This window comes from Rhodococcus sp. IEGM 1370 (assembly GCF_033142325.1).
Classification (GTDB): domain Bacteria; phylum Actinomycetota; class Actinomycetes; order Mycobacteriales; family Mycobacteriaceae; genus Rhodococcoides.
Map to the genome: position 1 here is coordinate 51,029 of NZ_JAWLRY010000007.1, position 20,211 is coordinate 71,239.

Below are 20,211 nucleotides of genomic sequence, written 5' to 3' on the forward strand. Positions count from 1 at the left end.
GCAGCGGCTAGTGTCAGTCCTCGTGTCCACCCCCGACCGCTCCGCAGAAGAAGGCTCCACGGGCGACGACTGGTCGCCCGAGAACGACGAGTTGCAGCATCACGTCCCGCTACCCGTCGAGTTGCCGCTGACCGAGAACATCGCAGACGCGGCCCTCGATCTCAAGACGCAGGTGGTGCGTTTCTTGGCGACCGGTGTGCTGTCGGCCATCGTCGACCAGGGTGTCAACCTGATCCTGCACTTCGTGTTCGGCGTCGGTGTGACCCTCGCCAAGGCCATCGGCTTCGTACTCGGAACGACGACGGCCTACCTGATCAACCGCCGCTGGACGTTCAACGCGGCCCCGTCACGGGCCCGGTTCTTCGCCGTCGTCGCGCTGTACGGAGTCACCTTCGCCGTCCAGGTCGGCATCTACACCTGGCTCTACCAGGCTCTTCCCGACGGCTTCTGGTACGCCAACGTGGCCTTCGTCATCGCGCAGGGCACGGCGACGGTCATCAACTTCCTCGTCCAGCGATTCGTGATCTTCAAAATCCGCTGAGTCGCGGGGTTGCCGCCGGGGGTTCGCAGGCGCGGATTCGCCTCCGTGAGGTTCGCCCCGGGGGTTCGCCAGCGCGGGTTCGCCCCGTGAGGTTCGCAAACGCGCGCGCACTTGCCAAATGCGCGCATTCTCGTCAGCGGTCAGGGGCGATTCTGCGCGCGTCTGACGAATGCGAGCGCGTTTGCCCGGATCTGGTGGTGCCGCCTCGTCCCGCCGCTCACGAGAAGTTCGGCAGGTCTCCGCGTTCGAGGGCTTGGGCGAGGGTGGGGCCGGCCTTGTCCTTGCCGGGGGTTCGCAAACGCGCGCGCACTTGCCAAACGCGCGCATTTTCGTCAGCGGTCAGGGGCGATTCTGCGCGCGTCTGGCGAATACGAGCGCGTTTGCCTGGATCTGGCGTCGTCGCCGCTCACGAGAAGTTCGGCAGGTCTCCGTTTTCGAGGGCTTCGGCGAGGGTGGGGGCGGCTTTGTCCTTGTCGGAGAGTTCGTAGGTCAGGGGTGTGCCGTCGCGGGCGGTGGTGGGCCAGTCGATGCCCAGGGCGGGGTCGAGCGGGTTGATGTCGCGGTCCAAGGCCGGGGTGTATTCGAGGGAGCACAGGTACATGACGGTCGAGTTGTCTTCCAACGACAGGATGGCGTGGCCGAGTCCTTCGGAGAGGAACACTGCTTTGCGGTCGACGTCGTCGATCAGCACGCTGTCCCACTGCCCGAACGTCGGTGATCCGACGCGCAGGTCGACGATGACATCCAGGAACGCTCCGCGGGCGCAGGTGACGTATTTCGCCTGCCCGGGCGGATTGGTGGTGAAGTGGATCCCGCGCAGGACCCCGGCGGCGGAGACCGAGCAGTTCGCCTGCAGCAGCTCCAACGACCGCCCGGTGGTGGCCTCGAACGCCGACGCTTTGAACCATTCGAAGAACACTCCGCGGTCGTCGCCGAACTGACGTGGGGTGTACTCGTAGGCACCGGATATTTTCAGTTCACGAAAGGTCATCGGTTCCCTCGGTCGATCAATTCCAGCAGGTAGCGGCCGTACCCGGACTTGACGAGTGTCTCGGCGCGCACGCGCAGTTCGTCGTCGGTGATGAATCCTCGTCGCCAGGCCACTTCTTCGGGGGATCCGATCTTGAGGCCTTGGCGTTGTTCGATGGTGCGCACGTAGTTCGAGGCGTCGAGCAGGGAGTCGAACGTGCCGGTGTCGAGCCAAGCTGTCCCGCGAGGGAGAACTTCGACGTGGAGGCGGCCGGCCTCCAGATAGTGGCGGTTGACGTCGGTGATCTCGTATTCCCCGCGGGCGGACGGTTCGAGGTCGCGGGCGATGGCGATGACGTCGTTGTCGTAGAAGTACAGGCCGGGGACGGCGTAGTTCGATTTCGGGGCGGCGGGTTTTTCTTCGAGGGAGATGGCTTTGCGGTTGTCGTCGAATTCGATGACGCCGTAGGCGGTGGGGTCGGAGACCTCGTAGGCGAACACGGCTCCGCCGTCGATGTGATCGAACCGCGACAGTTGGGTGCCCAGGCCGGGGCCGTAGAAGATGTTGTCGCCCAACACCAATGCCGCGGAGTCGGTGCCGATGTGCTCGGCACCCAATACGAACGCTTGGGCGAGACCGTTCGGCTCGTGTTGGACCTTGTAGGTCAAGTCGATGCCGAACTGGGAGCCGTCACCGAGGAGGCGCGTGAATTGGTCGGCGTCCTGCGGGGTGGTGATGATGAGGATCTCGCGGATCCCGGCCAGGATCAGTGTCGAGAGCGGGTAGTAGATCATCGGTTTGTCGTAGACCGGGACCAGCTGCTTGCTGACGCCCATCGTGATCGGATGAAGACGCGAGCCCGTGCCGCCCGCCAGAATGATTCCCCGCATGACCGCGAAGTCTTCCAGACCCTCCGATCACCCGCTCGCTTGTGCCTGTCCCGTTTCTGCTGCGTGAGCTCCGAGGTGCACCTACGCTCGCCGCATACCCAGCTTCCGAGAGAACCGAGGACAAGCCACGTGACGACAACGAACCAGATCTCCACCGGTATCGATCAGGTCACCGCTCTGCTCTCCACAGTGACCGAAGCCGAACGCGCATCGGCCACGCCCTGCACCGAGTGGACCGTCGCCGAGCTGACGGACCACCTGGTGAACACCGCGGCCAACTTGGTGACCATGGCTCGGGGTGGCGAGATCGATTGGTCGGCGTCGCCCGAACCGTCGTCGGATCCGATTCCGCTGTGGACGGAGCGGACTCGCGAACTGCTGGCCGAGATCGATGCAGGTTCACCATTGCCGCTCGGCATGGTGGCTGCGGAACTCTCGGTGCACGCGTGGGATCTCGCGACCGCACTCGGGCGCGGCACGGACGATCTCGACCAGACGGTGGCGGAGGAGGGGATGGTGTTCATGTCGGCCAACATGACCGACGAACGACGAGGCGGTGCTTTCGATCCTGAGCAGCCTGCACCCGACAGCGCAAACGCGTACGAGCGGTTGGCGGCCTTCGCCGGACGCACTGTCCGAGGGTCCTGACAGTTCCAGCGGCCGATCACTCCCACGGGATTCGGTACGGCGAAGTTCCGGTCTCGGTGATCGGAGTCGGCCATTCGGCCGGCCACAGGATCTGCGGATCGGCCTTGAGCTCTTCGACTTCCGGTGGCACCGGAGTTGCGTCCACCTCGACACGTTCCCAACTGCATTCACCCGACGCGACGCGGGTCGCGTAGTGGATCAGGTCGGCCGATGCCCGGCGTGAGGACGCCAGGCGGGCCAGCAGTTCCGCTGTGACGTATCGGGTTCCCGCCGGAGCTTTCAGATCGGTGTTCAGGGCCCGCGTGCGCGCGGCCTCGAGCTCACCGCAGGATGTCATCAGACGGTCGTACGCGGCTCGGGCGTGTGGAGGCAGTGACTGGATCATGCGTCCCGCCAGGGTTCGTCGCCGGTGCCAACGGAGAAGTCCTCGTCCGGAGTGTCGAGGACCGGTCGGATATCCGCGGTCTTTCCCGCTTCGACGGACTGCTTGCCGTGGTCGAGGAAGTCGTTCAATGGGCGTAACGTGTCGTCGATCTTCTTGCCCACCTGGCTCTCGGGATCGCCGAGCGCGTCGAGGAACGCGCCGAAGTCGTCGACCACCTGCTCGATCTTCGCAATGAGTTCCTTGGTCAGATCCATTGCTGTCCAGCAGATTTCGATGATACTTTCGACCTGCCAGGCCGTGCCCACCATCGGTACCTTCTTGATCATGACCTTCAACGCACCGCGGGCGTTGTCGACGGCGACCTCCGATTCGAGAAGTTCGACGACTTTCCGAACCACTGCCAGCGCAGCGTCACGGAGTTGTTCGGATATCACTGCACAGACCGCGGAAATCGTGCGGCCTGCGGGCCCCTCCCATCGCATTGCGGCCAGTTGTCGGTCGGCGTAATCGGTGAATGCCTGTGCGGCAGCGCCGTGCCAGTAGGCGTCCACGCGCCCCACACCTGCCGCGAACGACTCCGACGCAGCTTCCATGGCGTCGCCTGCGATCTGATATGCCTGGCCGATTCTCCTGATTTCGTTCCAGTTGCCGGTGATCGGCATTGTCGCTTCGTTCAGGGGGCTCCACCCGCAGAGTTCGAAAATCGTTGTGTCGATCTCTCCGAGCCAGCCCGCGGCATCGTCGAGCAATTCTCGGACTTCGTCGACGACGGGATTCGGCGCGGGATAGTCGATCCCGTGGGGCCGTCCGTAGTCGGCCGCTCCGTCGAATTCATCCACGTGGCCGACGGCGGCACGATCCGAGCTGCCTCGATCGATGCCCGGTAGTGGCGTCGCGCTTGTGTGAGCGTTCAGCAGGTCATAGTTTCGCTGATCCTGATCGGCATACAGCCATGCCGCTCTGTTGAGTTCTGCACCCATTTCCCCGCAGTTGGCGGACAGGTGAACCTGCCGAGTGCGTGTCATCTCCTGAAACCGTGCGAGGTACGGCTGAAGTCGTTTCAGAATCTGCCCAACCACGTTCTCGCTCAGGCCCGCATGATCGAGCAGATAACGATGACTGGCCAGAGTGTCGCCGCCGATGCGATCGAGAAGATGTCCGAGGCCGGCTATTTCCGAGGATCTGGCGATCAGCGGTTCGGTCATTGCGTCGCGGTCCTTCTCAGTGACGAGATGAGGCCGTCGACGTCCTCATCGGAGAGTGCGTTCTCGACATCACGGTCGGCAAGTACGACGAAGACCGCGACCTCTGCCGTGGCGAAACCGGTAGTGGTGACAACGTCGAATGTGGCGCGGGGAGGAGGGCAGTACGGCGAATCCGGTATCTCTTCCACCAGGGCTGTGTAGCGGACAGCCGGGACTCCGTCGACCTGTAGATACTCGGGGTCGCTGATCTGAACAGTGGGTGCCAGTGAACCATCTCCGTTGGTGAAGATCATCGACGCCTTCTGCGCTTCTTGATAGGCGAGGACAGTCAAGTCCCCGGCACGTCGACCGGTCATTCCGCTGATCGCCGAAGACTCGAACTCACCACCCTCGCAATCGAATCGACCGTGGAGGCCCATTGCGCCGTACGTTGCGGTCGACCCGTCCTCGCCGACCCACTCCGAGAAACCGTCGTTCCAATTTTCCCAGTCCGCAGGAATATCGTAGGTCCAGCCGAATTTGGTGGCGATGGGCTGCGGTTGGCCGTCGGGCACCTCGATCTTCGGTGGCGGCCGGTTCATGGACGGAAACCCCGGCGGCATTGGTGGCGGGGCTGTCGTCGAGCCCCTGGGTTCTGGCGACACCGGCGGAAGGACCTGTACCCCCTCGTACGGCTCGGGCACCTCAGGTGCCAGCTGCGGGATTGCCCACATGATTCCGAACAGCAGTGCCACCGATGCCGCGAGACGCAGCAGAATGTATCGAAGACGCATCGTCACTCCCCCCGAAGTCGAAGAGAAGCTAGCACGCGCGCCCGACATGCTTGGTCGACCTCCGGACGCGGTGCAACTATCGCTCCACTCGACGGTCCGATCGCCGGGAACCTACCCACCGAGGCGTCGAGTGGAGCATCCCGTGCAGCGACACCTGCGCTGGAATGGCCTGCGGACCCAGACAAGAACGGCCCGCAGGAGCATCCCCCGGTAAAGTGCCGGTACATGAGAATTCTCGTCACGGGTGGGGCCGGGTTCATCGGCGCGAACTTCGTACATCAGACCCTCGCGCAGCGTCCCGACTCCCAGGTCACCGTGCTCGACAAGCTCACCTACGCCGGCAACAAAGCCTCCCTCGACCCGGTGGCGGATCGCATCGAGTTCGTCCACGGCGACATCGCCGACGCCGATCTCGTGGACCGCCTCGTCCGCGAGACCGATCTGGTCGTCCACTTCGCCGCCGAATCCCACAACGACAACTCGTTGACCGATCCGTGGCCGTTCGTGCACACCAACGTCATCGGTACCACCACGTTGCTCAACGCGGTACGCGAACACGACGTCCGCTACCACCACATCTCCACCGACGAGGTCTACGGCGACCTCGAACTCGACGACCCGGCACGGTTCACCGAATCGACCCCGTACAACCCGTCGAGCCCGTACTCCTCCACCAAGGCCTCGAGCGACCTGTTGGTGCGTGCCTGGACCCGCTCGTTCGGGGTCCGCTCCACCATCTCCAACTGCTCCAACAACTACGGCCCGTACCAGCACGTGGAGAAGTTCATCCCCCGTCAGATCACCAACATCCTCAGTGGCTCACGGCCGAAGCTCTACGGGGCAGGGCAGAACGTGCGCGACTGGATCCACGTCGACGACCACAACAGTGCCGTCTGGGCCATCATCGACGGCGGCCGCATCGGCGAGACCTACCTCATCGGAGCCGACGGCGAAGCGAACAACCGCACCGTCCTCGAAGCGATCCTCGAAGAAACAGGCAACGCACCCGACGCCTTCGATTTCGTCACCGACCGCCCCGGCCACGATCTGCGCTATGCCATCGACTCGACCAAATTGCGTACCGAATTGGGTTGGACACCAACCTATGTCGACTTCCGCGCCGGCTTGAAAGCGACCATCGACTGGTACCGCGAGAACGAGCAGTGGTGGCGGCCGCAGAAGGACGCCACCGAGGCGGTCTACGCGGCGAAAGAATCCGTACTGCCCTGAAGCCGGAACTAACTACTGCGTGACATCCGATGGCGCAGCAGCAGATACACCGCGCGACGCATGAACGAGGTCATCAGGGCCTTGGCGTTGCCGATGCGAACATCGTTGTCGGACAACAATGTCGGGTCGCTGGCCTGCAGCGAGCGGTGGAAGTCCGCGGCCTGACGTGCCTGCTGTGTCGCCAGTTCCACGCTCCACTGTCCCGAGTTGATACGGAACGACGCCAGCGGTTGCGGAATTGCCACGATGTCGCCGCGTAGGGCTACTGCGATGAAGGTGGCCTGGTCGATCAGGTAGGGATGACTGTTGTCCCACAGTCCGATCTCGCGGAGTTCCGACAGCTTCATCATGACGCCGCCTGGTTCGCCGAAGATGTTGGCACCGGCCCGAACTGCGGTTCTGGCGGCGACTCGGCCCGAGACCGTTCCGTGCAGTCCACCGAGCCCGCGGGCGGCGATGACCGTCTTGCCGTAGGCGTCGATCAGCGTCCGCTGTGCGGCGACCAGAACGGCGGACGGGTTGTCGTCGAAAGCCCGCACCTGGGTGTCCAGCGCGGTGGGCGCGATGGTGTCGTCACCGCAGACGAGCTTGATCAGCTCGCCCGTGGCTTCCTCGGTGACGCGGTTCCAGTTGGCTTGTGCTCCGCCGCCGGCCGGGGTTGTCAGCAGGCGGATCCGTGGGTCGTCGAACTTCTGCGCGACGGCGAGGGTTCCGTCGGTCGACGAGTGATCGGCGATGACCAGTTCGAAGTCCGTGAACGTCTGGGCGAGAATCGAATCGATGGTCTCGGCCAGGTACTCGGCGTTGTTGTACGCCGGGACGACTACGGAAACACGGGGCGTCATGATGTGGGGGCCTGGCTCTTTCTGCGGAACGAGAAGTCGCGGTAGCCGAAGAAGCTGACGACTGCCATCACGGCTGTGACGACCAATTGTGAAGGGATGGGTGGGAAGTGGAAGACGGACACGGCGATCGTCATCAGGGAGATGTTGGCGACGAACGCGCCGAAGTTCACGACGAAGAACCGCAGCAGATCACGTAGGAAGTGACCTCGCACGCGGAACACCAGGTAGCGGTACATCGCGAACGCGCACAGCACGTTGCAGAGATAGCCGAGCACGATCGCGGCGTGGTATCCGTACTGCTCGCCGATCAGCAACTGCCACAGGATGAACCACGCGGTACCCAATGCGGTGTTGACGCCGCCGACGAGCAGGAACGCGATTTTCTGATTCTTGACGATGCGCATCAGCGGCCCCGGCGCGCCGTTCATGCCCGCCGGGGGAGCAGGAGTCTGTGGTTCGGTCATCGACCCACCGCCAGTGCCTGACGCGTCGCGAACAGGGTGGACGCAATACCTGCCGGCAATGTTCGGTGCGTTCGGCGATCGATCTGCGGCCAGACCGTCGACCGCAGCCGTAGATCGCGACCCTGGAACACCGCCAATGGGGACGCCGCCAACACCACGTTCGGTCGACGGCGAAACACCGTCCGGCAGGCTCCGAGAATCGAGCCGATGGTCACGGCCTCACCGGAGGCGAAGATCTTGATCGTCGGCGATATTCGTTGCGTGGCTGACATGGCAAGGGTGTCGGCGACCATCTCGGCCGCGTCGGACACGTAGAGGTAGTCGCGCAACGTGTCCATCGGGACGTAGATGGATACGGGGGAGGCCATGAGGTATCCCCGGCACAGGTGCGAGATCAGGCCCTGCGGTTTCGCGAGGTTCTGCCCCGGCCCGTAGAGGTTCGCGAACCGGCCGATGGCCACGTTGATGCCGGTGCGTGCACCGAACTCGGTCGCGATGGCCTCGGACTGCAGCTTGGCGAAACCGTAGTCACCCAACGGAACCGGGTTCGTTCCCTCGTGATGTGGGGCACCCGTCGCGCCGGCGTAGACGCCTCCGGCGGACGAGGCGAGGAACACGGTTCCGGTGCCCGCGCGGTCGGCGGCGACAGCCTCGATGTGCGCCAGGACGGTGCGGATCAGGCCGTTCTCTTCGGCGAATTGTGCTGCACTGGTTCCGTTCACGCCCGCGCCCGCGGCCCAGATCACGTTCCAGGTACCGTCGGCGAAGGAATCGAAGAACTCCGAACAGCGCTGCAGCAGAGCCTGTTCGGCGGACGCCGTGTCCGACCACGGGATGGTGCTGGTGTGCACTCGATGCCCGCGACGACCGGCCTCCCGGGTCACCGCAGCGCCGAGCAGCCCGCCGCTGCCGACGATCCACGTGTGCGTCGCGGTCACGCCGGCGGTGCAGGTTCGGTCGATGGCGCGGTGCGTCCGAGCGGGCCGTTTCCGGGATCGGTGACGATCAGGTACGGCGGTTTGCCCATGGCCGTCTTGACGTTCACGCCCACGTACTCGGCCACCACACCGAGGGAGAACAGTGTTGCTCCGAAGCCGAACAACAGGATCACCATCGTCGATGCCCAGCCTCGTACCTCGGCGCCCGAATCGAAGACGAAGTACGACACGAGTACGTACGCCACCAGAATGAGGCCGAGTACCGCGAAGGCGATGCCGATGAAGCTGACCAGTCGCAGGCCCTTCGTGCCGCTCGAGAGCACCATCCGCCAGAAGTGCGAGAGCAAGGTACGCAGTCGGTAGCCCGATCGACGGTCCACCTCTTCACGCAACGCCACCGGGCTGGTCGTGACGTCGCCTGCGATCCAGCCGAGTGCGATGTCCAGGTATGCCTCGGAACCGGCGTAGGCGGCGACGGAGCGACCGACTTCACCGAGCACCAGGCGGTAGCTCTGGTAGTCGATGGTGTTGTCCCCGGCCAGCGCCTTGGCGATCAGCCACTTCGAACCCTTGGAGGCTGCGTTGCGCCACATCCCATGCGGTGCGACGTTGGTGGGCTTGGCGTAGACGACGGTGGACTGCTGGTCGAGGGCCGTATCCAGCATGCCGCCGATCGCCGCCGGATCGTGCTGCCCGTCCTCGTCCATCGTGACGATCCACTCGCCGCCGCTCGAGGCCATGCCGGCGAGGGTGGCGGGGTGCTGACCGAAATTGCGGCTCAGCCACACCCCGCGAACGAACGTGTGCGCGGCCGTGAGCTGGCGAATCACCGCGGCAGAGTTGTCGGGGCCGTGATCGAAGACGAGCAGAACTTCCTCGACGATCATCGGCCGCCCGAGGGGAGTATGTGTCACCTGCGTCAGCGGAAGGATCTCGTCCATCAACGCGCTGAGCGTCCGTTCGCCCTGGTAGACCGGTACCACGATGGAGATGCGGTGCGGATCAGCAGCAGAGTCGTCGGACATCACGAGGTCTGAGCCTATCTGCTCGACGTCCCAGCGCCGAACTCCCGAGAACTCGAATTTCTGCGCCGTCGCACATCGAGCACCACCAGGCCGACCAGCAACAGCGTCCCGCCGGCCATCGCGGCCAGTCCGAGTCGTTCGCCGGGCGGTCGGAAGGTGATGTGCAGGTCCGCGTTCTCGGTGCCGGGCGGCAGGTCGACGTACAGGAAGATGTCGGCCAGCCCCTTCGTCTGCAGCTCCTCACCGTTCAGCGTCGCGGTGTAACCGGGCCAGGCCAGACGCGAGAACACGACGCTGCCACCGTTGGGTGCGCTGACGTCGACGTGCTCCGAGTCCGCATCGGACGATCGGGGTTCGGCCGTGGCGTTCACGGTCGCGACGACGCGTCCCGACGACGCGGGAATCAACCCGTCGACGCGTTCGAGGACGTAGATCTGGCGAGCGGACTCGGGTGTGGGAGCGGTCACCCACATCCAGCCTGCGGGTGCGGGCCGGGAGTTCGCGAGCGGATACTGGTTCTTCTGCAGCACGATTCGATCGAGTTGCATCAGGTCGGCGTACGTCTTGCCGGTGTACGGCTCGATCTCGAACACGCGCCGGAAGGCGTCCGTGCAGGTCGATCCCTCGTGCTCGAAGCACAGCAGGTTGGCGAAGTCCAGGTAGCCGACGGGGGTGTACGCGTTGACGTAGTCCAGGCCCATGATCTTGGCGGAGTTGCCGTACACCTGGGAGTGCCAGGGCAGCCGGGGGTCGTCGGGTCCGTCGGCTGCGGTCTCGGTGAGCGCCCGGCTACCGAGTTGCAGAGTCGCGCCCTGCCACTGTGGGAACTCGGCCTTGGCCTCGGATTGGGAGGTGGGCAGCCACCACTTGGCGAAGGGCGGTTCGTAGGTGGCCACCTGGTACATCGCGACCGGCGCGATGGTGACCAGGAGCAGCGCCGCAGTGGCCCGGGTGGAGAAGCGGTGGGCCAGCAGCAGAGCGAGCGCGCCGACGAGCAGGATCACCAGCGCAGCGAGGACGTGGCGACCGAAGAATTCCGGGCCCGACGAGCCGGCGCGAAGCAGCAGTACCAGCGTCAGCAGGCCGGCCGCGAGCAGCCGAGGCCGCAGCTTGTCGAGCGTTCCGTACCGGCTGATCAGGGTCACCACGAGAATAAGTGCGACGAGGGCGACGAACGGCAGAATGCGGGCGGGCCAGCGGATCGGTCCGATGTCGCTGGGACCTGCGGTGAAGATCAAGGCGAACGCCAGCATGATCAGTGGTGCCGCCAGCTCGCGCAGAGCCGCGGGTACCCGACGCCAGGCGATGAACGCCAGCGCGGGCACCACGAACCAGGCGATGTAGGTGACCGGCGATTCGGTGGTCTCGCCCGCCCAGGATTCGATGCTCGTCACCGCGGTCGGGATGCTCGCGGTGAGCGATTCCGACCACGGTGCCGTCAGGAAGTTGTCGTTGAACGTGCCCTCGTCCCCGCTGCGCCAGGTGACCGCGGACGTGAGCACTCCGGGCAGGAAGGTGACGGCCCCGCAGGCCGCGGCAGCGATACCTACCGCGCACACCTTCAATGCCGGCCGCCACAGCCGCTGGAACAGTCGTTCGCCGATGGCGACGGATCCGATCATCACTCCGGCCATCACCGCGGCGTGGACGTATCCCACGCTGATGGCGAGGTAGAGAAAGACGAACGGCACGATCGGACCGCTGCGACCGCGGGCGTAGGACACCGAACTCGCCCAGGCGTTCATGATCCACGCCGTGCCCATCAGCGCGGTCACCCACGAGGTGTTCTCGAAGAACAGCGTGAACCCGACGAACGGTGCGCTCGCGCCCGCTACCGCAGCCCAGTTGGCTCGCGCTCCGTAGGCCAGAGCGACTCGAAACACGCCCCAGGCCAACAGAATCGAGAAGCCCAGTTTGACGACCGTTGCCAGCAGTACCAGGTTGTCGATCGACGGCGAGATGTAGTTGATCGCCATCTGAACGGGATTCCACAGGCCGCCCTGGCCCTCGACCGGGTAGTTACCGGCCATCCACTGATCGAGCACCAGCGAGGGGAATTGCCCGTCGCGCATGATGCGTCCGAGTTGGAGCCAGTTGGGTACGGCACCCGATTCGGTGTCGTCGATGTAGAAGAAGCGGGGATCGACGCTGAGCACCAGGAGATAGCCGAGGACCACCACTGCAGCGACCGCTGCTCCCCACGCGAGGCGCTCTCTCCTGCTGTCGGGCAGGGCGGCGCGCGCGATGTGGGTATCCGTGGGGGTCAAGGGTCAACTCCGTGAGTTCGGGCAAAGACACTCGACTGTATCTCTCGAGGTGTCCAGGAACCGAAACGTCGACGCGCGAAACACGCAGGTGATCGCGAGACGGCCGACTCGGTACGGCTATTGCGAGTGACCACTCTCTAAGTTAGATTGACCTCATCCTATGACGGAGGTCACATGAACTCGAACATCTCTTTCGACGTTGTCATCACCGGCGGCACTGTCTACGACGGATCCGGCGGTCCGGGAGTTCGAGCCGATGTGGGCATCGTCGACGGCGTCGTGCGGGCCGTGTCCTCCACCCCGCTCGAGGCGGGCCCGGCGACCGAGGTGGTCGACGCCACCGGTAAGTGGGTCACCCCGGGCTTCGTGGACGTACACACCCATTACGACGCGGAAGTGCTCGTCGGGCCCGGTCTCGAAGAATCCGTTCGGCACGGGGTCACCACGGTTCTGCTGGGGAATTGTTCGTTGTCGACGCTCTACTCCACTCCGGTCGACATCGCGGACCTGTTCAGTCGGGTCGAGGCGCTGCCGCGCGATCATGTGCTCAAGGCCGTCGATACGCACAAGACGTGGACCAGCCCCGGCGAGTACATCGCAGCGCTCGAGCGTCTGCCTCTGGGCCCCAACATCGCAGCCTTGGTCGGTCATTCGGATCTGCGTGCCCACGTGATGGGCTTGGACCGATCGACCGATCGCAGCCAGAGACCCACCCGCGAGGAATGGCGCGCCATGTCGGACGCGCTCGAGAAAGCGCTCGATGCCGGGCTGCTCGGAATGTCGACGATGACGAACCCATGGGACAAGCTGGACGGAGATCGGTACCGGTCTCGTTCGCTGCCGTCCTCGTACGCACGGTGGAGCGAATTCCGTGCTCTGCACAAGATCCTGCGTAAGCGCGGCCGTCTGTTGCAGAGCATTCCGAATCTGAACACCAAGTACGACATGCTGTTCTTCCTCGCCTCGGCCACCGGCATCGGCCGCACTCCGCTCAAGATCTCGCTGCTGGCAGCGGCCGACGCGAAGGCGTCGCCGTGGATTCATCGCGTCTTCGGTCCGCTCGCTCGCATCGTCAACGGTCCGGGCAAGGGCCAGTTCCGCTGGCAGCACCTGCCCACCACGTTCGACGTGTATTCCGACGGCATCGACCTCGTGGTGTTCGAGGAGTTCGGGTCGGGCCGCGCAGCTCTGCATCTACGAGAAGAGTTGGGCCGCAACGAGTTGCTGTCGGACGAGGCCTACCGCCGCTGGTTCCGCGCCGATTTCGAGAAGAAGTTCAGCTCGCGCGTCTGGCATCGAGACTTCGCCGACGCCGAGATCACCGAATGTCCCGACGCGTCGGTCGTCGGCAAGAACGTCGCGGAGGTCGCAGAAGAACGCGGGGTACACGTGGTGGACGCGTTCCTCGATCTGGTGGTCGAGCACGGCCGAAAGCTGCGCTGGCACACGACGGTTGCCAATCACCGCAAGCGTCAGATGGACAAGCTGATCAATCAGCCCGGGGTGACCGTCGGCTTCTCCGACGCCGGTGCTCATCTGCGCAACATGGCGTTCTACAACTTCGGCATCCGGTTACTGCACCGTGTGCACGACGCGCGAAACGATCGCCGACCCTTCATGGCCGTGGAGAAGGCCGTGCACAAGCTCAGTGGCGAGTTGGCCGACTTCTACGGTCTCGACGCCGGACACGTGCGGGTGGGTGATCGCGCCGACATCGTGGTGATCGATCCGGCGGGCCTGGACGAGGAGGTCCTGGCCTACCGGGAGGAGACCATGCCGGAGTTCGGTGGCCTGAGTCGAATGGTCAACCGCAACGACCGGGCCGTGGCCGCCACCCTGGTCGCGGGCCGAGTGGTGTTCTCCGCTGGCACCTTTGCACCCTGGTTCGGTGTGTCGGAGCGCGCAGGTAGCTTCCTACGGGCCGGCACACCCACGGCTCCGCGTCGCCGGGAGCGTGTGTGAGCCCGAGTCAACAACAGCGTCGGACCGAGACGATCGGAAAGTTGCTCGACGCGACCATCGAGTCGTTGTGCGAGAAGGGCTATGCCGCAACCAGTGTCAGTGAGATCGTCAGCCGTGCAGGAGTGTCGTCCGGTGCCATGTTTCGGCATTTCGACACCAGGCTCGACCTGATCGTTGCCGCAGCGGACGAGGTTCGGCGACGTCAGTTCGTGGAGTTTCGCCGTGGCCTGTCCGGTTTCGGGAGCGCGTCGATCGAGCACTGCCTCGAATTGCTCAGGGCTGCGTGCCGCGCTCCGATCAACGGTGCCTGGTACGAGCTGTTGACCGCGGCCCGTAGCGACGACGAGCTGCGAGAGAGGCTGCAGCCGTTCACAGTTCGGTATCACGAGCAGATCGCCGAACTCGCTCGCACGCTACCGGTCGCCGGCGCGATCGATCCACGCCATCTGGAGACGGTGGTCTTCAGCGTGGTGCATCTGCTCGACGGCGAGGCGTTGGCCGCGGTGGTGCATCCGCAACCCGAGCAGGAGGCCATGCGGCTGAGGATGATCGCCCACTTGCTACGCGGCGGCACTCTGTACGCACTGAGCGACGCGGGATGACCCACTGGACGGTGCGCACTCCGGGTGCCGAGCTTCCCGTCTACGAATACGGGGACCCGGCGGCGAAGTCCACAGTGCTGCTGGTGCACGGATATCCCGACAACCGTCACGTGTTCGATCCGCTGATCGCCGAGCTCGGCGACCGGGTTCGGGTGATCGCCTACGACACACGAGGAAGCGGAGCGTCCACGCTCGAGCACGAGGCGGACGTGTCCATCGAGCAGCTGGCGCGCGACGCCTACGCGGTGGTCGAGTCGATTCCTGACCTCACCGGGAAGGTGCACGTCTTCGCCCACGACTGGGGGTCGGTCCAGATGTGGGAGGCGATGGCCTCGCCTCGCGCATCGACCGTGTTCGCGTCGTACACATCGGTGTCCGGGCCGAGTCTGGATCACCTGAGGCAGGTGGCACGGGCGCGGCTGGTGCGGCCGCATCGATGGCCGTCACTGATCGGGCAGTTGGCCCGGTCCTGGTACGTCTTCGGGTTTCATGTACCCGTTCTGGGCACACGGGTACCGGACTTGTTGGCACGGCTGAATGTCGAGGGTGAGCCGACCCCGACGGTGGCCGACCAGCAGCGCGGCATCGCCCTCTACCGGGCGAACGTGTTGCGGCGTGTGCTCCGCGGGCCTGCTCCACGGTGCGCGGTCCCGACCACCGTGGTCGTACCGTCACACGACCGCATGCTGTCGACCAACCTCACCGACGGTCTCGATCGATGGATCCCCGATCTGCGCGTCGATCGAGTCGATGCCGGCCATTGGTGGCCGTACACGCACCCAGCCGACGCCGCCCGCGTGCTGATGGCGAGGGTGCAGGAAGCGGAGTAGACGGCGAGCGTCGAACAGATCGGTCGGGGCCTGTGCAACCATGGTCAGTGGTCTTCTTCTCTCCACGACCGCACAGAGCCACTACTCGAACTGGATGGGGTACTTCTCGGTATGGACGGCACTGCTCTCGATCGTCTCGGCTCGCCATCGGATGTGTCGGCTGTTGCCGGCGGTGGCGGCGAGCCCGAACTGACAGTTCAGAGATTGCTGTTCGACGGCCCGTCGCCCCTGGTCAGTGCCGATATGTACAGCTCTGTCGGTAAGGGAAATGTCGAGCGCACCCGCACCGGCGTTCGTATCGCCAAGCGCAGCGTGCTGCACACCAACAGCTACTTCGGACGGTTCCCGGCCAGCTACTGGCAGCGGTGGACCACCGTCACCGAGGTGGTGTTCCGTGCGACGGTCGCCGGTGCAGGTCGGATCGATCTGGTGGGCACGGACTACAAGGGTCACGAGCGCACGATGGCCAGTACAACGGTCGATTCCGCGAACTCGTCGACTCAGTTGGCCGTTCCCGTCGCCACCACGCAGTTCCTCGACGGCGGTGCGCTGTACGTACGCTTCACCACCACGTCGAGCGAGTTGTCGGTACAGGACGCCGAGTGGACCGTCGCCGCGCCGGAGAAGCTGCGCCCCACCTCGGTGGTGATCTGCACGTTCAACCGCGCGGACGACTGCGCCAACACCGTCGCTGCCATGGCCGACGATCCCATCGCCCTGCTCGGGGTCGACAACGTCTACGTCGTAGATCAGGGCACCGATCAGGTGCAGACGCGCGAGAAGTTCCAGCGCGTGGCGGCCGAGCTCGGCGACAAGCTCGTCTACATCACCCAGCCCAACCTCGGCGGTGCCGGCGGGTTCACTCGTGGGCTCTACGAGGTGCAGGGCAAGGGCGGCGATCCGGCCAACGTGATCTTCATGGACGACGACGTGCTGTGCGAGCCCGAGGCGATCGTGCGGATGAACTCGTTCGCCAACATGACCGTCGAGCCCGCGATCATCGGCGCGCAGATGCTCTACCTCTTGCACCCCGATCGCGTGCATGTCGGTGCCGAGGTGGCGAACCTGCAGAAGCTCGAAGCCGGGGTGCATGTCAAGAACGCAATCTCGGACAAGAGCGCGTTCAAGCGCAAGCGGCAGCAGGACGTCCGCGTCGACGCCGGCTACAACGGCTGGTGGTCGTGCCTCATCCCGTCCGAGATCGTCGGTCAGGTCGGCTACCCGTTGCCGCTGTTCTTCCAGTGGGACGACATCGAGTACGGATACCGCTCTCGTGCAAACGGTTTCGCTACCGTGACGCTGCCCGGTGCAGCTGTATGGCATGCCGACTTCGCGTGGAAGGACTGGGACGAGTGGCACCGCTACTTCAACCTGCGCAACGGCATGATCACCGCGGCCCTGCACATCGAGCTCGACGGTAGGACGCTCGCCAAGCAGCTGTTCACCGATCTGCTGCGGTACCTGGTGTCGATGCAGTACGGCATGGCATACACGCTGATCAAGGCCGTCGAGGACTTCCTGGCCGGTCCGGAGAATCTGCTCGACGGCGGCATGGACGCTGCCGGTTCCATCCGGCGTGAACGTGCTGCGTACGGAGAAACCAAGCGGCACAACGCCAACGACGTTCCCGGGGTGCGTCCGGCGGATATGTTCATCACCCCCGCGGGACCGCACCCGAAGAAGAGCATGGAATTCGCCGTGTTGGCCAAGCGGATGCTCAATCAGTGGCGCGGCACGGTGAACCCGGGTCCGGTCGCCATCTCGGCCGACGACGCCCACTGGTGGCACGTCTCGCTGTTCTCCCACGCGATCGTCACCGATCGCTCGCAGGAGGGCGTCCGAGTTCGCAAGCGCAACAAGCAACATGCAGTAGAGCTGCTCAAGCGCGGCGTGACCGCACTCAAGCGTCTGCGCACCGAAACCCCGACAGTCGCTGCGTCGTACCGCGCAGCGGTGCCCGAGCTGACGAGCCGAGAGAACTGGGCTCGCCTCTACGGCCAGTAGCTATTTCGCGCGAACTGTCGGGGCCGTGCGAATGCGTACGACGACCTGTTCGTTGTCGGCGGTGTAGCCGAGGTAGTCGAACTCGGTACCGGTGCTTGCGACGAATTCCGTCCACGCCCGGTACTCGTGGTTGCGCCAGCCGGGGAAGTTGAAGTACTCGTCGAACACGATCACCGTGCCCACCGCGAGTCGATCGGCCACCAGATCCAGCACGGTGACCGTCGACGAGTACAGGTCGGCGTCCAGGTGCAAGAACGCCAGCTTCTCGTGATGGCCCTTCAGGAAGCCCGGCAGCGAGTCCTCGAACAACCCGGGGACGATCTGTGCGCCCGGCACTTCGGGGATGGTGTCCTGCTCGAAGAGCCCTTTCGGGAAACCGGTGCGCCAGGTTTCGGGGAGGCCGGAGAACACGTCGAATCCGGCGACGACGGTGATGTCCTTGCGTGAGCTCAATTCCTCGGCGATGATCTCGAGCGTCGTTCCGCTGGCGACGCCGAACTCGAGTGCCATGCCGCGGATGGAGACCTCGCCGAGGGCGAACCGCAGCGTCGCGTGCGGCCGCAGGAACGTGGGGGCCTGCGGCATCATCTCTTCGGCGAATTCGGCACTCTGGGCGGCTGCTTCGACGTCGGAGGCGTACGGAATGTCGCGACGCATCCGCATCTCGAGGCCGCGGATGAACGCGTGCAGATCGTCGATCTCATGCCGCTGGCGTTCGAGGACGTCGAGCAATTTCGCCTGCTGATCGCTGGTCTGCTCGGCCAGCTGGGCGGTCTGCTGAGCCAGAACCTCGCCGATCGCTCGTTGAAGCTTCTCCCGTGCCGACGACTTGATGCGATCAGCGAGCTTCCGAGGTTCCGTCATGGGCACACGGTAGCGGTATCACGCGGGTCCGCGCACCCCATGGCGGCAGCATCAGGGCCTGCGAAAGTGTTCCCGACGCCCCAGCCCGCGCAACCGGAACCATTCGGCCAGACCCTTCGGGTTGCGGGTGGTGATCAGGAAGAACCAGGTGAACCGAATCCACTCCTGCGGCAACAGCTTTCGCATACCGGGCTGCGACATGAGGTAGCCGCGATTGCGGTACGTGAAGTAGCGCTTGGTCGCGTCCTCCGGGTACTGCGTGTGCATCCGGCCGCCGAGGATCGGCTTGAACTCCTCGGCCCCGTTGGGATGGACGTAGGCGGTCGTCAGGCACGTGCCGAACTTCAGGCCCGATCGCTGCAATCGGCGGTGTACTTCCACCTCGTCGCCGCGCACGAACAGCCGTAGATCGGGCACGCCCACCGCGTCGATCGTCGACGCCTTGAACAGTGCTCCGTTGAACAGCGAGGCGATGCCTTCGAGAAGGTCGTCGTCCGGGTTCGCCGGGTCGATCAATTCGGACCGCAGCCGACGCCATTCGACGCCGCGGCGCAGCGGAAAGGCCAGCCGGTCCGGATCGTCGATGTCGCAGACGACGGGGGAGACCTCGTCGAGGCCGTGGGTGAGAGCGCAGTCGTAGAGGGTCTCGAGCACCTTCGGGCCCTCGGGGCGGCCGTCGTCGTCGGCGAGGAACACCCAATCCGCACCGAGCGAGAGCGCATACAGAATCCCGAGTGCGAACCCGCCCGCACCACCCAGATTGTGCTGCGAACCGAGATACGTCGTCGGCAGGTCGATCGACTCGACCAGTTCGCGTACGGCGGGCTCGTCGGCATTGTCGACGACGACCAAATGATCGAGCGGACGTGTCTGCGCATCGATGACCTCAAGGGAGAGAGCCAACAACTCACGCCGCTTGTGCGTGACGATGACCCCGATGATCCGGTCAGGCACCGGCTGCATCTTCCCGCTCGATCTCCTTCAAGATCTGTGCGACGTGGTCTCCCGCGTCGTCACCGTCGTACGCCCGCACCACGTCCTCGATGCCGCCCTGTTGGCGAATCTGGCCGTGATCGATCCACATGGCGGTGTCGCACAGCTGAGCCAGGAATTCGTTGGAGTGGCTGGCGAACACCAGGATTCCCGAGCGCTTCACCAACTCCTGCAGGCGATGGCGGGCCTTCTTCATGAACTCCGCGTCCACGGCTCCGATGCCCTCATCGAGCAGTAGGATCTCCGGGTCGATGCTGGTGACCACGCCCATCGCGACGCGCACGCGCATGCCCGTGGAGTAGGTCCGCAGCGGCATGTCGAGGTAGTCGCCGAGTTCGGTGAAGTCGGCGATCTCGTCCATCTTCGCGAGCATCTGCTTGCGCGTCTGGCCGAGGAACAGGCCGCGAATGATGATGTTCTCGTAGCCGGAGATCTCGGGGTCCATACCGACGCCCAGATCGAACACCGGCGCGACGCGGCCGCGGATGGTGGCGCTGCCTCGCGTCGGCTCGTAGATGCCCGAGAGCAGCCGCAGCAGCGTCGACTTGCCCGCACCGTTGTGACCCACCAGTCCGACGCGATCGCCGTCCTTCAGGTTCATCGTGATGTTCTTGAGAGCTTCGACGACGACGACGTCGGACGAGTTGCGGTCGATCGCACCACCGGCCTTGCCGAGGAACGCCTTCTTCAGTGACCGCGTCTTGGCGTCGAAGATCGGGAAGTCGACGCACGCGTCGTGAGTGCTGATGCTGATGCTGATGGACAACTCGAATAC

20 protein-coding genes are annotated in these 20,211 nt (G+C 64.7%); 7 read left to right on the plus strand and 13 right to left on the minus strand.

Annotated features, from left to right (window positions below; translation table 11 throughout):
* Positions 1–22: 22 nt before the first annotated feature.
* Positions 23–541, plus strand: a complete 519-nt coding sequence (locus R4P47_RS11895; RefSeq protein WP_082899055.1) for a GtrA family protein — start codon at positions 23–25, stop codon at positions 539–541.
* Between the two features lie 406 nt (positions 542–947).
* Here R4P47_RS11895 and R4P47_RS11900 read toward each other — a convergent pair whose 3' ends face one another.
* A complete protein-coding gene (locus tag R4P47_RS11900) occupies positions 948–1,532 on the minus strand; it encodes a dTDP-4-dehydrorhamnose 3,5-epimerase family protein (protein ID WP_149407112.1) in 585 nt (194 codons plus the stop codon).
* Complete coding sequence (rfbA, locus tag R4P47_RS11905; protein WP_317548914.1) at positions 1,529–2,401, minus strand: glucose-1-phosphate thymidylyltransferase RfbA; 873 nt, start codon at positions 2,399–2,401, stop codon at positions 1,529–1,531. Before rfbA ends, R4P47_RS11900 begins: the two co-directional genes overlap by 4 nt.
* A 129-nt stretch (positions 2,402–2,530) precedes the next feature.
* On the opposite strand from rfbA, the gene R4P47_RS11910 reads away from it, so the two are divergent.
* Positions 2,531–3,049 (plus strand): maleylpyruvate isomerase family mycothiol-dependent enzyme, encoded by a 519-nt coding sequence (locus R4P47_RS11910; RefSeq protein WP_317784820.1) that lies wholly within the window; start codon positions 2,531–2,533, stop codon positions 3,047–3,049.
* A 16-nt stretch (positions 3,050–3,065) separates the two neighbouring features.
* Here R4P47_RS11910 and R4P47_RS11915 read toward each other — a convergent pair whose 3' ends face one another.
* The 3 genes from R4P47_RS11915 to R4P47_RS11925 are packed head-to-tail and all read right to left on the minus strand — an operon-like array spanning position 3,066 to position 5,412.
* On the minus strand, positions 3,066–3,434 hold the full coding sequence (locus tag R4P47_RS11915) for a hypothetical protein (protein WP_317784821.1): 369 nt from the start codon (positions 3,432–3,434) through the stop codon (positions 3,066–3,068).
* Positions 3,431–4,639, minus strand: coding sequence for a WXG100 family type VII secretion target (locus R4P47_RS11920; RefSeq protein WP_317784822.1), 1,209 nt, complete (start codon positions 4,637–4,639; stop codon positions 3,431–3,433). Before R4P47_RS11920 ends, R4P47_RS11915 begins: the two co-directional genes overlap by 4 nt.
* On the minus strand, positions 4,636–5,412 hold the full coding sequence (locus R4P47_RS11925; protein ID WP_317784823.1) for a hypothetical protein: 777 nt from the start codon (positions 5,410–5,412) through the stop codon (positions 4,636–4,638). Before R4P47_RS11925 ends, R4P47_RS11920 begins: the two co-directional genes overlap by 4 nt.
* Before the next feature lie 225 nt (positions 5,413–5,637).
* Between R4P47_RS11925 and rfbB the strand changes: the two genes are divergently transcribed.
* Entirely contained in the window at positions 5,638–6,642 is a 1,005-nt protein-coding gene (gene rfbB / locus R4P47_RS11930; protein ID WP_094681701.1) for a dTDP-glucose 4,6-dehydratase, read from the plus strand.
* A gap of 8 nt (positions 6,643–6,650) precedes the next feature.
* On the opposite strand, the gene R4P47_RS11935 is transcribed toward rfbB, so the two are convergent.
* The 5 genes from R4P47_RS11935 to R4P47_RS11955 are packed head-to-tail and all read right to left on the minus strand — an operon-like array spanning position 6,651 to position 12,181.
* Entirely contained in the window at positions 6,651–7,487 is an 837-nt protein-coding gene (locus R4P47_RS11935) for a glycosyltransferase family 2 protein (protein WP_094638916.1), read from the minus strand.
* Entirely contained in the window at positions 7,484–7,951 is a 468-nt protein-coding gene (locus R4P47_RS11940; RefSeq protein WP_068054828.1) for a GtrA family protein, read from the minus strand. The genes R4P47_RS11935 and R4P47_RS11940 overlap by 4 nt, the downstream gene beginning before the upstream one ends.
* Entirely contained in the window at positions 7,948–8,889 is a 942-nt protein-coding gene (locus R4P47_RS11945; protein WP_317784824.1) for an NAD(P)-dependent oxidoreductase, read from the minus strand. Before R4P47_RS11945 ends, R4P47_RS11940 begins: the two co-directional genes overlap by 4 nt.
* A complete protein-coding gene (locus R4P47_RS11950; protein ID WP_317549078.1) occupies positions 8,886–9,914 on the minus strand; it encodes a glycosyltransferase in 1,029 nt (342 codons plus the stop codon). The genes R4P47_RS11945 and R4P47_RS11950 overlap by 4 nt, the downstream gene beginning before the upstream one ends.
* A 14-nt stretch (positions 9,915–9,928) precedes the next feature.
* A complete protein-coding gene (locus R4P47_RS11955; RefSeq protein ID WP_317784825.1) occupies positions 9,929–12,181 on the minus strand; it encodes a hypothetical protein in 2,253 nt (750 codons plus the stop codon).
* A 174-nt stretch (positions 12,182–12,355) separates the two neighbouring features.
* Between R4P47_RS11955 and R4P47_RS11960 the strand changes: the two genes are divergently transcribed.
* The 4 genes from R4P47_RS11960 to R4P47_RS11975 all read left to right on the plus strand — a co-directional run bounded on the left by R4P47_RS11960 (position 12,356) and on the right by R4P47_RS11975 (position 17,579).
* Positions 12,356–14,143: an N-acyl-D-amino-acid deacylase family protein gene (locus R4P47_RS11960; protein WP_317784826.1), complete on the plus strand. Its 1,788-nt coding sequence runs from the start codon at positions 12,356–12,358 to the stop codon at positions 14,141–14,143.
* Complete coding sequence (locus R4P47_RS11965; RefSeq protein WP_317784827.1) at positions 14,140–14,745, plus strand: TetR/AcrR family transcriptional regulator; 606 nt, start codon at positions 14,140–14,142, stop codon at positions 14,743–14,745. The genes R4P47_RS11960 and R4P47_RS11965 overlap by 4 nt, the downstream gene beginning before the upstream one ends.
* Positions 14,742–15,575, plus strand: coding sequence for an alpha/beta fold hydrolase (locus tag R4P47_RS11970; protein WP_317784828.1), 834 nt, complete (start codon positions 14,742–14,744; stop codon positions 15,573–15,575). The genes R4P47_RS11965 and R4P47_RS11970 overlap by 4 nt, the downstream gene beginning before the upstream one ends.
* A 111-nt stretch (positions 15,576–15,686) precedes the next feature.
* Positions 15,687–17,579, plus strand: a complete 1,893-nt coding sequence (locus R4P47_RS11975; RefSeq protein ID WP_317784829.1) for a glycosyltransferase — start codon at positions 15,687–15,689, stop codon at positions 17,577–17,579.
* Here R4P47_RS11975 and R4P47_RS11980 read toward each other — a convergent pair whose 3' ends face one another.
* The 3 genes from R4P47_RS11980 to R4P47_RS11990 are packed head-to-tail and all read right to left on the minus strand — an operon-like array spanning position 17,580 to position 20,202.
* A complete protein-coding gene (locus R4P47_RS11980; protein ID WP_317784830.1) occupies positions 17,580–18,443 on the minus strand; it encodes a TylF/MycF/NovP-related O-methyltransferase in 864 nt (287 codons plus the stop codon). It abuts the gene before it with no gap.
* Positions 18,444–18,494: 51 nt separating this feature from the next.
* Positions 18,495–19,406 (minus strand): glycosyltransferase family 2 protein, encoded by a 912-nt coding sequence (locus R4P47_RS11985; protein ID WP_317784831.1) that lies wholly within the window; start codon positions 19,404–19,406, stop codon positions 18,495–18,497.
* A complete protein-coding gene (locus tag R4P47_RS11990; RefSeq protein ID WP_317784832.1) occupies positions 19,390–20,202 on the minus strand; it encodes an ABC transporter ATP-binding protein in 813 nt (270 codons plus the stop codon). The genes R4P47_RS11985 and R4P47_RS11990 overlap by 17 nt, the downstream gene beginning before the upstream one ends.
* Positions 20,203–20,211: the final 9 nt, after the last annotated feature.

Coding starts and splice junctions, on each gene's coding strand:
- R4P47_RS11900 (WP_149407112.1), bottom strand. CDS start 1,532: ATGACCTTTCGTGAACTGAAAATATCCGGTGCCTACGAGTACACCCCA.
- rfbA (WP_317548914.1), bottom strand. CDS start 2,401: ATGCGGGGAATCATTCTGGCGGGCGGCACGGGCTCGCGTCTTCATCCG.
- R4P47_RS11915 (WP_317784821.1), bottom strand. CDS start 3,434: ATGATCCAGTCACTGCCTCCACACGCCCGAGCCGCGTACGACCGTCTG.
- R4P47_RS11920 (WP_317784822.1), bottom strand. CDS start 4,639: ATGACCGAACCGCTGATCGCCAGATCCTCGGAAATAGCCGGCCTCGGA.
- R4P47_RS11925 (WP_317784823.1), bottom strand. CDS start 5,412: ATGCGTCTTCGATACATTCTGCTGCGTCTCGCGGCATCGGTGGCACTG.
- rfbB (WP_094681701.1), top strand. CDS start 5,638: ATGAGAATTCTCGTCACGGGTGGGGCCGGGTTCATCGGCGCGAACTTC.
- R4P47_RS11935 (WP_094638916.1), bottom strand. CDS start 7,487: ATGACGCCCCGTGTTTCCGTAGTCGTCCCGGCGTACAACAACGCCGAG.
- R4P47_RS11940 (WP_068054828.1), bottom strand. CDS start 7,951: ATGACCGAACCACAGACTCCTGCTCCCCCGGCGGGCATGAACGGCGCG.
- R4P47_RS11950 (WP_317549078.1), bottom strand. CDS start 9,914: ATGTCCGACGACTCTGCTGCTGATCCGCACCGCATCTCCATCGTGGTA.
- R4P47_RS11960 (WP_317784826.1), top strand. CDS start 12,356: ATGAACTCGAACATCTCTTTCGACGTTGTCATCACCGGCGGCACTGTC.
- R4P47_RS11970 (WP_317784828.1), top strand. CDS start 14,742: ATGACCCACTGGACGGTGCGCACTCCGGGTGCCGAGCTTCCCGTCTAC.
- R4P47_RS11975 (WP_317784829.1), top strand. CDS start 15,687: ATGGACGGCACTGCTCTCGATCGTCTCGGCTCGCCATCGGATGTGTCG.
- R4P47_RS11980 (WP_317784830.1), bottom strand. CDS start 18,443: ATGACGGAACCTCGGAAGCTCGCTGATCGCATCAAGTCGTCGGCACGG.
- R4P47_RS11985 (WP_317784831.1), bottom strand. CDS start 19,406: ATGCAGCCGGTGCCTGACCGGATCATCGGGGTCATCGTCACGCACAAG.